The sequence below is a fragment of the Synechococcus sp. RC10B2 genome, from assembly GCF_047502635.1.
Map to the genome: position 1 here is coordinate 1 of NZ_JANSHO010000032.1, position 13,299 is coordinate 13,299.

12 protein-coding genes are annotated in these 13,299 nt (G+C 62.9%); 8 read left to right on the plus strand and 4 right to left on the minus strand.

Annotated features, from left to right (window positions below; all coding sequences use genetic code 11):
* Window positions 1-223: 223 nt before the first annotated feature.
* Window positions 224-583 (minus strand): hypothetical protein, encoded by a 360-nt coding sequence (locus tag NW855_RS04325; RefSeq protein WP_414375464.1) that lies wholly within the window; start codon window positions 581-583, stop codon window positions 224-226.
* Between the two features lie 180 nt (window positions 584-763).
* Here NW855_RS04325 and trpB point away from each other — a divergent pair, with 180 nt between their 5' ends.
* From trpB to lysS, 7 genes are all read left to right on the plus strand, one after another.
* Window positions 764-2,020 (plus strand): tryptophan synthase subunit beta, encoded by a 1,257-nt coding sequence (gene trpB, locus NW855_RS04330; RefSeq protein ID WP_414508394.1) that lies wholly within the window; start codon window positions 764-766, stop codon window positions 2,018-2,020.
* A gap of 26 nt (window positions 2,021-2,046) precedes the next feature.
* A complete protein-coding gene (locus tag NW855_RS04335; RefSeq protein ID WP_228375405.1) occupies window positions 2,047-2,754 on the plus strand; it encodes an AMMECR1 domain-containing protein in 708 nt (235 codons plus the stop codon).
* Window positions 2,744-3,478 carry a pantothenate kinase gene (locus NW855_RS04340; RefSeq protein ID WP_414402768.1) on the plus strand — a complete coding sequence of 245 codons (735 nt, stop codon included), beginning with the start codon at window positions 2,744-2,746 and terminating at the stop codon, window positions 3,476-3,478. The genes NW855_RS04335 and NW855_RS04340 overlap by 11 nt, the downstream gene beginning before the upstream one ends.
* A gap of 54 nt (window positions 3,479-3,532) precedes the next feature.
* Complete coding sequence (gene aroC / locus NW855_RS04345; protein ID WP_414508395.1) at window positions 3,533-4,669, plus strand: chorismate synthase; 1,137 nt, start codon at window positions 3,533-3,535, stop codon at window positions 4,667-4,669.
* A 52-nt stretch (window positions 4,670-4,721) separates the two neighbouring features.
* Entirely contained in the window at window positions 4,722-6,140 is a 1,419-nt protein-coding gene (radA, locus tag NW855_RS04350; protein WP_414402767.1) for a DNA repair protein RadA, read from the plus strand.
* A 488-nt stretch (window positions 6,141-6,628) separates the two neighbouring features.
* A complete protein-coding gene (locus NW855_RS04355; protein ID WP_240527750.1) occupies window positions 6,629-7,417 on the plus strand; it encodes a Uma2 family endonuclease in 789 nt (262 codons plus the stop codon).
* A 46-nt stretch (window positions 7,418-7,463) separates the two neighbouring features.
* Window positions 7,464-8,990, plus strand: a complete 1,527-nt coding sequence (lysS, locus tag NW855_RS04360; RefSeq protein ID WP_011429242.1) for a lysine--tRNA ligase — start codon at window positions 7,464-7,466, stop codon at window positions 8,988-8,990.
* 37 nt (window positions 8,991-9,027) lie between these two features.
* On the opposite strand, the gene groL is transcribed toward lysS, so the two are convergent.
* The 3 genes from groL to NW855_RS04375 all read right to left on the minus strand — a co-directional run bounded on the left by groL (window position 9,028) and on the right by NW855_RS04375 (window position 12,388).
* On the minus strand, window positions 9,028-10,656 hold the full coding sequence (groL, locus tag NW855_RS04365) for a chaperonin GroEL (RefSeq protein ID WP_011429241.1): 1,629 nt from the start codon (window positions 10,654-10,656) through the stop codon (window positions 9,028-9,030).
* A gap of 203 nt (window positions 10,657-10,859) precedes the next feature.
* Window positions 10,860-11,198, minus strand: coding sequence for a 30S ribosomal protein PSRP-3 (locus NW855_RS04370; protein WP_346426047.1), 339 nt, complete (start codon window positions 11,196-11,198; stop codon window positions 10,860-10,862).
* A 68-nt stretch (window positions 11,199-11,266) separates the two neighbouring features.
* On the minus strand, window positions 11,267-12,388 hold the full coding sequence (locus tag NW855_RS04375; protein ID WP_071813491.1) for an NAD(P)/FAD-dependent oxidoreductase: 1,122 nt from the start codon (window positions 12,386-12,388) through the stop codon (window positions 11,267-11,269).
* Between the two features lie 151 nt (window positions 12,389-12,539).
* On the opposite strand from NW855_RS04375, the gene NW855_RS04380 reads away from it, so the two are divergent.
* Window positions 12,540-13,229: a Uma2 family endonuclease gene (locus tag NW855_RS04380; RefSeq protein ID WP_011429238.1), complete on the plus strand. Its 690-nt coding sequence runs from the start codon at window positions 12,540-12,542 to the stop codon at window positions 13,227-13,229.
* The last annotated feature ends 70 nt before the right edge of the window (window positions 13,230-13,299 follow it).

Sequence of the window (13,299 nt, forward strand, 5' to 3'; positions counted from 1 at the left end):
AAAGCTCAGTAAATTCAGCAAAGTTCAGGGTTTTGGGGGTTAGAGGCATGCTCTTTCCCAAAAGACAAAGGGAATAGGAATCCAAGTTTCACTGCCGTTGAGAATGGGTCGGTTGCGCCGCTTGTATCTGGGTGCCACTTGAAATAGTAGGTATAGCATCTTTTTCGAGAGTTTGAAATAAAATACCGACTTTTGGGCCACTATTTTGTTTTGTCGACCAAGTTTAAGTTTGCCGATCAACATCAGGGTTTTGGCCGGAGCGCAGCCGTTCAATTTCTTCTCTTGCCCGCTGGATAGCGCCGCAGTTGTCTACTGCTGCCCAGGTGGAGGCCAGAAACAGTCCGGGTAGGGAAACCTCTCCCTCGTCGTCACTAAACAACACGCCAAGGAAGAAACACCAGCCCAGAAAAACCATCAAAGCTTTCCACCGCCGCGTGTAGAGGTAGGCTCCGAAGGCAAGCAGAATAGACAGAAGGATCACCATCCCCTCGGACTTTTGAGAAAGGGCATAGGTGCGCCGCACCTCTTCATCTCTGCGCTTTTGATCTTCTTGCTGGAGCAACTCTTGCAGATGCTTGTCCATAAGGCCGCCTCAAAATCGGACGGCCTTATCTTAAAAATCCTGGGAAGACCCTTGTTCAAAACAACTTTTCGGGATCCCACGGCAGAAGAAGAGAGGCGAGACTGGTCATCGCCCCTTCCTTCTGTAGAATGGGAAAGCCTCTCTCTAGTTGCAGGCTACAAGGCCCGGACGGACTCTGCCATGACCTCAGCTTCTTTTGCTTTTTCCCCTCGTGTTTTGGATCCCCTTGACCCGCAGGTGCGTCCGGATCCCCAGGGGCGGTTTGGGCCGTTTGGGGGTCGGTTTGTGCCGGAAACCCTGATGAGCGCCCTAACGGAGCTGGAGGAAGCCTTTGAGCATCACTGGCGGGATCCCGACTTTCGCGCCGAGTTTCACAACCTGTTGCGGGATTTTGTTGGGCGGCCCAGCCCCCTTTACTTTGCCCAGCGGCTTACTGAACACTACGGCGGCCCCCAGATCTACCTGAAGCGGGAGGATCTCAACCACACCGGCGCCCACAAGATCAACAACGCCCTTGGCCAAGTGCTGCTGGCGGTGCGCATGGGCAAGCGAAGGATCATTGCCGAGACTGGCGCTGGCCAGCATGGGGTGGCCACGGCAACGGTGTGTGCTCGTTTTGGGTTGGAATGCGTCATCTACATGGGGGCAGTGGACATGGAGCGGCAGGCCCCCAATGTGCAGCGGATGCGCCTGCTGGGCGCTGAGGTAAGGGGGGTCGAATCAGGCACAGCCACCCTCAAAGACGCCCTCTCCGAGGCCATCCGCGACTGGGTAACCAACGTGGAGACCACCCACTACGTCATCGGCACGGTGGCCGGACCCCACCCCTACCCGAAGCTGGTGCGGACCTTTCACGATGTCATCGGCCAGGAGACGCGGCAGCAGTGCCAAGAGAAATGGGGAGGACTGCCGGACGTGCTGCTGGCCTGTGTGGGCGGCGGCTCCAATGCCCTGGGGTTGTTCAACGAGTTTGTTCAGGATCCCCAAGTGCGGCTTATCGGCATCGAGGCTGCCGGGGAGGGCTTGCACACCTCCCGCCACGCTGCTACTCTTAGCCGCGGTCGCATTGGGGTCTTGCACGGGGCCATGAGCTACCTGCTGCAAGATGAAGAAGGCCAGGTGCAGGAGGCCCATTCCATCAGCGCTGGCTTGGATTACCCCGGTGTGGGGCCGGAGCACAGCTACTTCAAGGAGATTGGGCGGGCTGAGTACTACGCAGTTACCGACGACGAGGCGGTAGAGGCGCTGCTGCTGCTGTCGCGCCTGGAGGGGATCATCCCGGCTTTGGAGACGGCCCATGCCCTGGCCTACCTGAAGACTTTGGCCCCCCAGCTTGGCCCCCAGCAGCGGGTGGTGGTCAACTGCTCCGGGCGGGGCGACAAGGATCTGAACACCGTTTTCAAGTACTTGCAGAAGCGGGGGCATAGCCTAGCCTAGAGTTGGGTTGGCAAGATCCTCAGCTCGTGTCCACCTTTGCCATTCGATCGCTCAGCCTGCTGGCCTTGTTTCTGGGGGCAGGGCTAGGGCTGCTGGCCGGATCCCGGCCAGAGGTTTCTGGGCGCGTTGGCGGGATCCCGTCCCCGGCCACGAGTTCCCCGGCAGGCGCCTTGCCCCGCAACGGCGGGACGGAGGGGATCCCTGCTCCCGTCCAGCCGCAACCCTTGCCCAAGACGCTGCCGGCCCTGGCGCGGCAGGCCATCGCCCACTACTTCGCCACTGGCCAGGTGCTGCCTGCTCCAGAAGAGATCCCGCCCCACTGGCGGCGCCCGGCGGGAGTTTTTGTTACGGTGACCAGGGAGGGACGGCCCCGCGGCTGTTGGGGCAGCTTGGATCCCGGCGGCGAGGATCTGGCCAGGGCCACCATCCGGGCGGCGGTGGGGGCTGTTACTCGCGACTGGCGCTATCGGCCCCTGCAACCCGGCGAGCTGGAGTCGGCTTCTATTCAGGTGGCCATCGTGCGACGGGTGGTGCCCATCCCCTCTCTGGAGCAGGTGGATCCCACCCGCATGGGCCTGTTCATTCGCGCGGGGACACGGGGGGCGGTGTTGCTGCCCGGAGAGGCTCTGACGACGGCCTGGCAGCTCTCCACCGCCAAGCAATTGGCCGGGATCCCTGCCGATCAGCCGGTGGAGCTGTTTCGCGTGGAGGCGGAGCTGTTGCATGAGTTCTGAGGCAGAGCGGTGGCTGGCCGCCGTGGTGGGCAACACCCACGTGCGCTGGGGCTGGTTTGCTGGCGAGAGCTTGGTGAAGGTGGAGCAGTTTCCCGCCCACCAACCCCTATCCTGGCCAGAAGAGACGGAGCTGTGGCTAGCTGCCGTTGGCTCTGCCCCTTTGCCGCCCCGATCCCCCTGGGTGCATTGCCTTGAGCTCTCCCAGGTGCCGCTGCGGGATCCCTATCCCGGGCTGGGGCTGGATCGGGCACTGGCTCTGTGGGCCGCCGGGATCCGCTACGGCTGGCCCTGCTTGGTCATCGACGCCGGCACCGCCTTGACCCTGACGGGAGCTGACGCCGAGGGATCCCTGGTGGGAGGAGCGATCCTGCCCGGCCTGGGGTTGCAGGCGCAGGCGCTGGCCGACCACACCGCCCGGCTGCCCAAAGTGGAGTGGGATCCCGGCGCTCCCATACCCCCCCGCTGGGCCAGGAACACTGGGGCCGCCATCCGCAGCGGCATTCTTCATACCCTGCTGGCCGGCTTGCGGGATTTTCTGGCCGACTGGCGCCGCCGCTTTCCCCAAGGCCCGCTGCTAGTAACCGGCGGCGATGGCGAGCTACTCTACCCCCACCTGCGGCCCCTTGACGCAGAGCTGCGCTGGGATCCCCACCTGGTGTTGCGGGGGATTGCCGGCTGCCGTCAGTTGCACCGCGTCGTCCGCAAGCCTTCTGGTGCAGAATAGAAGACAGTCTCTCCCAGCCGCCTGCGAGCGGGCAGCTTCTTGCTCAGGGATCCCATGGCCAACGGCAACTCCTTCGGCGTCTTGTTTTGCGTCACCACCTACGGCGAGTCCCACGGGGGGGCGGTGGGGGTGGTGGTGGACGGCTGCCCGCCGCGGCTGCCCTTGAGCGAGGCCGACATCCAGGCGGAGCTGGATCGGCGCCGTCCCGGCCAGAGCCACATCACCACGCCGCGCCAGGAGGCGGATCGCTGCCAGATCCTCTCCGGGGTTTTCCAAGGCTTTACCCTCGGCACCCCCATCCACATCCTGGTGCGCAACCAGGACGCCCGCCCCCAGGATTACAGCGAGATGGCCACCACCTTCCGCCCTTCCCATGCCGATGCCACCTACCAGGCCAAGTACGGCATCCGCAACTGGCAGGGGGGAGGGCGGGCCTCGGCGCGGGAGACCATTGGCCGGGTGGCCGCCGGGGCCATCGCCAAGAAGATCCTGCGCCTGGCAGCAGGGGTAGAGATCCTGGCCTATGTGCAGCGGGTCCAAGACGTAGAGGCCCAGGTGGATCCCAGCTCCGTGACGGCGGAGCAGGTGGAAGCCAACATCGTCCGCTGCCCCGATCCAGCCGCGGCGGCGGCGATGATTGAAAAAATTGAAGCAGCGGCGCGGGAAGGAGATTCTCTCGGGGGAGTGGTGGAATGTGTGGCCCGCAATGTGCCCCGCGGGCTGGGCTGCCCGGTGTTCGACAAATTGGAGGCCGACCTGGCCAAGGCGGTGATGTCGCTGCCGGCCAGCAAGGGGTTTGAGATCGGTTCGGGGTTTGCCGGCACCTACCTGACGGGCAAGCAGCACAACGACGAGTTCTACATGACCCCCAGCGGCTGGCGCACCCGCAGCAACCGCTCCGGCGGCATCCAGGGGGGCATCAGCAACGGGGAAGACATCGTCCTGCGGGTGGCCTTCAAGCCCACCGCCACCATTGGCCAGCCCCAAAGCACCGTCACCCTCGACGGGCAGGAGACGGTTTTGGCGGCGCGGGGGCGCCACGATCCCTGCGTGCTGCCGCGGGCGGTGCCGATGGTGGAGGCGATGGTGGCTTTGGTGCTCTGTGACCATCTGCTGCGCCACCACGCCCAGTGCCGATCCCTGGCCTTGCCAGAGGTGCCCATTCCCGCCGTTCCCCTGCCCCACAGCTAGCGGCAGCCGGTCGGAGTCCTTGTATCCTAAGAAAGAGGCGGGATCCCTGTTCATGGCCAAGGCCAAAACCGTCTGGGAGTGCAGCCAGTGCGGCGAGCGCTACCCCAAGTTTTTGGGCCGCTGCGACAACTGTGGCGCCTGGAACACGCTGACGGAGGTGGTCGTCGCCCCCTCTTCTAAGTCTGGGCCACCGCAGCGGCTCGTTCCCCAGCGCAGCCGCGGCAACGGGATGCCCCTGTCGGCCCTTCCCCTCTCCCAAGTCTCCTCGGAGAGCCACCCCCGCCTCTCCTCTGGCTCCGGCGAGTTCGACCGGGTGTTGGGAGGTGGCATCGTGCCGGGATCCCTGGTGTTGATCGGCGGCGATCCAGGCATTGGCAAGAGCACCCTGCTGCTGCAGACTGCTGCGCATCTCGCCAAGCGGGGGCCCATCTTGTACGTGTCGGGGGAGGAATCGGCCCAGCAGATCAAGCTGCGCGCCGCTCGCATTAGCGGGACGGAGTCCTTGCGGCTGGGGATAGAAAGCGAGCAGCTCTACCTATTGGCGGAAACCGACCTGGAGGCCATTGTGGCCGAGATCCAGGCCCTACAGCCCCAGGTGGCGATCATCGACAGCATCCAGGCCATCTTCTGGGGGCAGCTCAGCTCGGCGCCGGGATCCGTTTCCCAGGTGCGGGAATGCGCCGGCCTCTTGATGCGAGTGGCCAAAAAACTGGGGGTGGCCCTGCTCATCGTTGGCCATGTTACCAAAGATGGATCCCTGGCCGGGCCCAAGGTGCTGGAGCACCTGGTGGACACCGTCTTGTACTTTGAGGGGGATCGCTTTCAGAGCCACCGCCTGCTGCGCGCCGTCAAAAACCGCTTTGGGGCGGCCCAGGAAATCGGCGTTTTCGAGATGACCGCCTCTGGCTTGGTGGAGGTGGACAATCCCTCGCAGCTTTTTTTGAGCAGCCGGGATCAGGCCACGCCGGGAACGGCCACCATCGTCGCCTGTGAGGGCACCCGCCCCTTGGTGGTGGACGTGCAGGCCCTGGTCAGCCCCACCAGCTACAGCTCCCCCCGCCGCACCGCCACCGGCATCGAGCTCAACCGCTTTTTGCAGATCTTGGCGGTGCTGGAAAAACGGGTGGGGATCCCGCTTTCCAAATACGACGCCTACATTGCCTCCGCCGGCGGCATCCAGGTGGCCGAGCCAGCTGCCGACTTGGGGGTGGCGGTGGCCGTGGCCGCCAGCTTCCGAGATCGCCAGGTGGATCCCTTTACGGTCTTGATCGGCGAGGTGGGCCTGGGGGGACAGGTGCGCCCGGTGGCGCAGTTGGAGCAGCGCCTCAAGGAAGCCGCCAAGCTGGGGTTCCGCCACGCCATCATCCCCAACAGCCTCGTTTTGGCCGACTCTGGCCTGCGCTTGAGCCGGGTGCAGCGGGTGTTGGAAGCTCTGCTGGTGGCTCTGCCCAGCTCCGAGCCTGGCCAGTGAGAAGGGATCCCCAACTTGCCCAGTTGGGCGGTCGAGCTCCGCCAAGAACCAAGCTACGGGAAAATGTCATAGAATAAAGGTTTGTGCGACAACAGCAACCGGATCCCGGCCCGGATGGGCACACTATCCTACAGACCCTGGCGCAAGAGACTGACCTAAGGATCGACCTATGGCGTTGGTAGCCCTGTTTCTTTTCGTGGTGTACCTGATCGTCTCCAGCTTGAACGCCCAGGCGGAGCGCTAGCTGCTTTCCAAAAGGGATCCGGCCAAAGCTGAGGAGGTCGGGCAGGATTTTTTGTCTCTTGCCCCGCTCCAGGAGGCAGGCCCTCGGCCCAGGGTTGGGCTTCTATCTCTGGTGTGGATTGGAGAAGCTCTCTGGTCGCCTTTTTCCCCAAAACCTTTGCTACCCTCGAGATGGTTCGATATCGGCTCGATTGACCAACAACCGAGCAGTCGCTAGCAGCGGCCCTGCAAAGGATCCCGGCATCATGGTTTCTGCACCTTCTAGCCCCCTCAAGCCCTCGACGCCGGCAGCGGAGTTTCCACCGCCGCCCCCACCCGATATCAGTGACCTGGTGATCGAGGACGACCAGCCTGTGGACAGCATCTACTCGGAGAAGCTGCAGCGCCTGCTCACGAGCGCCCTCTACGCCTCCTTTCAGCCCAGAGCCAAAGACAGCGGCGAGCCGATCCCCTTCCTGGCCACGGCCAACGTCGGCCTGTTCTACGCCCTCAAGCAGCCGCCGCTCGTGCCCGATGTCATGCTCAGCCTGGAGGTAGCTCCCCCCGCCAGCTTCGAGCGCAAGGAAGATCGCACCTACTTTGTCTGGGAGATGGGCAAGCCTCCCGACGTGGTCATTGAGATTGTCTCCAACCGCGAGGGAGAAGAGCTGGGCCGCAAACTCAGGGACTACGCCCGCGCCGGCGTGGGCTACTACGGGGTTTACGATCCTTTGCGGCAACTGCGGGAGCTGCAGGGATCCCCACTGGTTCTTTTTCAGCGGCGGGGGGGAGAGTTGGTTCCCTTCGATTCCACCTGGCTGGAGGAGATTGGCCTGGGCTTGACCCTCTGGCAGGGATCCTTCGAGGGCGTCAACACGGAATGGCTGCGCTGGTGTGACCGAGAGGGCCAAGTTTTACCCACCGGCGACGAAAAGGCCGCCCTAGAGCAGCAGCGGGCCGAGAGAGAACGCCAACGGGCTGAAAGAGAACGCCAACGGGCCGAAAGACTTTTGGAGCTGCTGCGTTCCCACGGGATCGCGCCGCCGGAAGCGTAAAAAAGGATCCCGTCCGTCCCTGAAATCCTCTATCCCTTTTACCCCTATGTCCACTCTCCCCAGCAGCAGCGAAGCTGCCCAACGGGCCGCCCGCCTGGAAAAGGCCCGCCACCTGCAGGAGCAAGGGATCCTGCCCTACGCCTATTCTTTCCCGGTTACCCACTTGGCTGCCGAGTTGCAGGCGCAATTTGCCGATCTCGAGCCCGGCGCCGAGCGGGAGGATGTGCAGGTGGCGGTGGCCGGGCGGATCCGGGCGCGGCGGGTCATGGGCAAACTGGCCTTCTTTACCCTGCAGGATCGCTCTGGCACCATCCAGCTCTACCTGGAAAAGCAACGGCTGACGCAGCACATGGGGGAGCTGGCCTTCAAGAACCTGGACAAGCTGCTTGACGTGGGCGATTGGCTGGGGGCCAAGGGCTGTCTCAAGCGCACCGAGAAAGGGGAGCTGTCGGTGCGGGTGGACGAGTACCAGGTGCTGACCAAGGCCCTGCTGCCCCTGCCCGATAAGTGGCACGGCCTACGGGATGTGGAGAAACGCTACCGCCAGCGCTACGTTGACCTCATCGTCAACCCCGAGGTCAAGCAAACCTTGCTCGACCGGGCCAAGATCGTCCGCTCCCTGCGGCAGACCCTGGAGGAGCGGGGCTTTGTGGAGATCGAGACGCCGGTGCTGCAGGTGATCCCCGGCGGGGCGGAGGCGCGTCCCTTCATCACCCACCACAACGCCCTGGATCTAGATCTCTACTTGCGCATTGCCACCGAGCTGCACCTGAAGCGGCTGGTGGTGGGCGGGATCGAGCGGGTGTACGAAATTGGGCGAGTCTTTCGCAACGAGGGCATCTCCACCCGCCACAACCCGGAGTTTACCTCGCTGGAGGCCTACCAAGCCTTTGCCGACTACCACACGATGATGGAGCTGACCGAAGCCCTGGTCTGCAACGCCGCCCTGGCAGTGCGGGGATCCCTGCAAATTACTTACCAAGGGGAGACCATTGACCTCACCCCACCCTGGCGGCGGGTAACGATCCAGGAGTTGGTGGAGGAGGCCACCGGCATCTTCATCGACGTGGAAAAGGGATCCACCGCCGAGCTCTTGCCCGCCCTGGCCCAGCAGGGGATCCCCGATCTCTCCCCCCACGACTCCCCTGGCAAGCTGTTGGTCAAAGCCTTCGAGCACTGCTGCGAGAGCCGCCTGCGCCAGCCGACCTTTGTTCTCGACTATCCCCTGGAGGTGTGTCCGCTCACCAAGCCCCACCGCAGCAAGCCGGGGTTGGCGGAGCGCTTCGAGCTGTTTATCGTCGGGCGGGAGACGGCCAACGCCTACTCGGAGCTGACCGACCCGGTGGATCAGCGGCAGCGGCTGGAGGCCCAGGCGGCCCTGAAGGCAGCCGGAGACGAAGAGGCCCACTTTTTGGACGAAGACTTCCTCACTGCCCTGGAGTACGGCCTTCCCCCCACCGGTGGCCTGGGCATCGGCATCGACCGTCTGGCGATGCTGCTGTGCGACGCTGCCAGCATCCGCGATGTCATCGCCTTCCCCCTGCTGCGACCGGAGACGGGAGAAAGCCCCTGAATAGGGGCCTAGGCCACAAGGGCATGGTTTAGGGGAGTTACATCATCCCCGCACCGCCGGAGCGGCTCGCTCCTGTTTTCGTCTTGGGTTCGGGCTTTTCCACCACAATGGCTTCGGTGGTGAGGTACATGGCGGCGATGGAAGCGGCATTCTGCAGCGCCGAGCGTACGACCTTGGCCGGATCCACGATCCCCTGAGCAAACATGTCCACATAGGTGCCCGTCAGGGCATCAAAGCCAAAGGGCATCTCCTTCTCCAGAACCTTTTCCACCACCACCGACCCCTCCAGGCCAGCGTTGTGGGCAATCTGATAGAGCGGCGCCTGCAAAGCCCGGCAGACAATGTCCGCCCCCACCTGCTCTTCTGCGTTCAAGTTGGCCTTGAAGGCCGGGATCCCTTTGGAAAGATGCAGCAACGTTGCCCCGCCACCGGGGACGATCCCTTCCTCCACTGCCGCCCGCGTGGCGTTGAGGGCATCTTCAATGCGCAGCTTGCGGTCTTTAAGCTCCGTTTCAGTGGCAGCTCCCACCTTGATCACCGCCACCCCACCGGCCAGCTTGGCGATCCGCTCCTGCAGCTTCTCGCGGTCGTACTCGGAATCGGTGGTCTCCAGTTGCTTGCGGATCTGGGCCACCCGTTTCTCCACCGCCGCCTTGGTGCTGCCGTCGGTCACAATGGTGGTCTTGTCTTTGGTAACGGTAATCTTGCGGGCCACCCCCATCATGTCCAGGGTGACGTTCTCCAGCTTGATGCCGATATCCTCGGAGATGAGCTGCCCACCGGTGAGGATGGCAATGTCCTCCAACATGGCCTTGCGCCGATCCCCAAAAGCCGGCGCCTTCACCGCCACCGCGTTCAACACCCCCCGCAGCTTGTTGACCACCAAAGTGGCCAGGGCTTCTCCCTCCACATCCTCGGCAATCACCAGCAGCGGCCGTCCCTCTCGCGCTACCCGCTCCAGAACAGGCACCAGATCCTGAAGATTGGAGAGCTTATTACTGGTGATGAGCAGATAGGCATTTTCGTATTCGGCCACCATCCGCTCCGTATCGGTGACGAAATAGGGGGAAATGTAGCCGCGGTCGAACTGCATCCCTTCGACAACTTCCAATTGGGTTTCCAAGGACTTGGACTCTTCGACCGTAATCACCCCATCTCGCCCCACGGCATCCATGGCCCTGGCGATCATCTCCCCCACTTCCGGGTCGTTGCCGGCAGAGATGGTAGCTACCTCGGCGATGTTCTTGCGGCCTTCCACAGGCTTAGCTTGAGCGGCAATTTGCTCCACCAGGTAGGCAGTGGTCTTCTCGATGCCGCGCCGCAAAGCTACAGGGTTGGCTCCTGCCGAAATATTCTTCAACCCCTCCTGCACCATGCTCTGGGCCAAAATGGTGGCTGTGGTGGTGCCGTCTCCGGCCACGTCGTTGGTCTTGGTGGCCACTTCCCGCATCAGCTGGGCACCGGTGTTCTCCAAAGGATCCGCCAATTCAATTTCCTTGGCAATGGTGACCCCGTCGTTGACGATCTGGGGGGCGCCGAACTTTTTCTCCAGAAGGACGTTGCGCCCTTTCGGGCCAATGGTAACCTTAACTGCATCCGCCAGTTGATTGATGCCCTGCTCCAATGCCTTGCGGGCCTCTTCCCTAAACAGAATCTGTTTTGCCATAGAATCCCCGATCCTCTTAGTTTCAACTGGGCCGCTTAGCGCTGCCAGGCGGAGTGGGATCCCAGAAGGGCCCCGGCGATCCATTGGCTTGGCCGAGCCCAAAGTTAGCACTCTGAAATCCCGAGTGCTAATCTAGCCCAAAAGCAGGATCCCCATCAAGATGGGTTGGGTTTGGAGTCGCGGCCTCGGCGGGGAGGGGAGAGCTAGGCGTTGCCGCCGATGAGGATGTCGGGGAACTGGGCTTGGGCTTCGCTGATGGGGCGCTCGCGTCCGCCGTTTTGCCAGTAGTTGATCAGTTCAGTGGCTTGGTTGAGTAGAGTGATGCGATCTTCCTCGCTGATCCAAGTTTTGCTCTCCAGCTCGGCTTTGAGCTGTTCCCAGGCGTCATCCCGCGGCCAGAAAAAGTAGCGGGTGAGGGGGCTGCGGTTTTTGGCCACCACCTGATCCACGGCGATGGCCAAATCGTTTTCCAGCCAGAGGGCTTTCAGGGCAAATTTCGGCAAGGCTCTTTTCTCCTTTGCAGGACTCGACAGATCACACACTGGCCCGGCCTGAGCCGGGCAACCTTCTATTCTGACATAAGTCTTGCTACCTCAGTGGATAGGCCAGCTCAGCCCTGTTTAGGTCTTGGGGCAAAAGCGCTTAGATCGCACAGGGCTGTTTCCCCTTTCAGCACCAAATCCCTCAGGATGGCGGCGCTAATCGGGGCCAGCAACACTCCATTGCGGTAGTGGCCGGTGGCAACCAAAAGATTGACATAGCCGGGAGCCGGCCCCAGAATGGGGGCGCGCTGCCCCAGCGGTCGGGGTCGATGGCCGGCCCAGTGCTCCAGCAGGGTGGCTTCGGCTAGGGCCGGGCAGATGCCGATGGCGTGGGCCAGCAGATCCTGTAAGGCCAGCAGCGTCGGCTGGGGATGGGGGGCCTGAAACTCCACGGTTGCCCCCACCCACAGGGATCCATCCCCCAGGGGGACCAGATGCAGATCCTCGTCGCTGACCACCGGCCCCAGGGGGATCCCCGCCGCTTTGACCCGCAGAGCCTGGCCTTTGACCGCCTGCAGAGGGATCCGCAAGCCCAGCTCCTCGGCCAGAGGGGAGCTGTCCAGGCCGGCAGCGAGAACGACATGGCCTGCCGAGAAGGCGAAGGCTGGCGTATAAACTGCCTGTAGGCGAAAGGGAGGATCCGGGCTGCGCTGCATCTTCTGAACCGGCTGATGGAAGAAGAAGCGGCAGCCTCTGCGTTGGGCTGCTTCCACAAGCGCCTGCGTAAGGAGGCGGGGTTGGATCTGCCGATCTTGGGGAGAGTAGAGGGCTCCCCCCAGGTCGCTGCGCAAACCTGGCTGCAGGGATCCCACTTCGCCAGGGCTGAGAAACTCCAGGCGGTAACCTGCTTGCCGGCGAGCCGCCAGGGTTGCTTGCCAAGCGTCCACTTCCTCCTCCCGGAGGAGCTTGAGGATGCCGTGCCGATTGACGGGCAAAGTCCGACCCAAGTCGGCTTCCAGCCGCGCAATCAGGGGATCGAACTGCTCCAGGCTTTTCAGGCGCAACTGCACCACCTCCCCATCTGGCTGGCGGCTGCAGATCCCCATCAACACCCCCAACGAGGCCCCGGTGGCGCCTGAGGCCGGATCCCTGGCGTCGATCCCAACCACCGATAGCCCTGCTGTGGCCAATTCGTAGGCGATGGCACAGCCCACCACCCCACAGCCGATCACCAAAACGTCGCAGTTCAAGGTTCCTCCTCAAAGAGAGCCCTTTTGCCGTGATACCCCATTCTGCGGGCGGGATCCCTTCTGGAGAGCGGCCAGCTTTGCCGCCCTTGTCCTCTGCGGCAAAAAGTAGGGGAAACGGCGAAGATGTCGACATCCCCGACTGCCTTTGCCCATGGATACTGAACTGCTGCTGCCCGATGTCGCTGATCTGGTCACTGAGGACGATACCCCGGCGGATAACTTTGCCTCTGAAAAGCAACAGCGCCTCCTGACTGGCTCGCTCTACAGCTCTCTGCCCCACAAAACCTTCCTGGCAGCAGCCAATGTCGGGATCTACACAACCCCCAGTCGCCCCCCGATTGTGTCGGATGTTTTTCTCAGCCTGGATGTCACGGTGCCGGAACAATGGTGGGAGAAGCAGAACCGGTGCTATCTGCTCTGGCAATTTGACAAGCCGCCGGATGTGGTGATCGAGATTGTCTCCAACCGCGAAGGCGACGAGCTAGGTGGCAAGTTCAGCCGCTACGAGCAGATGCGGGTCAGCTACTACGTGGTTTTTGATCCCAACCACGAGCTGGGATCCGAGGAGCTGCGCCTTTTTGAGCTGCGGGGCCGCCACTATGCGGAAATGACCGAGACCTGGCTGGAACAGGTGGAGCTGGGCCTGAGGCTGTGGGACGGAGTTTTCGAGGGGAAACAAGCCCGCTGGCTGCGCTGGTGCGATGCCAAAGGGCAGTTGCTTTTGACGGGAGATGAGCGGGCCGAGCTGGAACGCCAACGAGCCGAACAGGAACGCCAGCGGGCCGAGCGTCTGGCAGCAAGGTTGCGGGCTTTGGGCGAGGATCCGGATCTGGAGAGGTGACGTACTCCCGCACTTATGCTGACGCATAGAGTGCAGGCTTCCCAGTGACTCCTGCCCAATGGCAGGACAT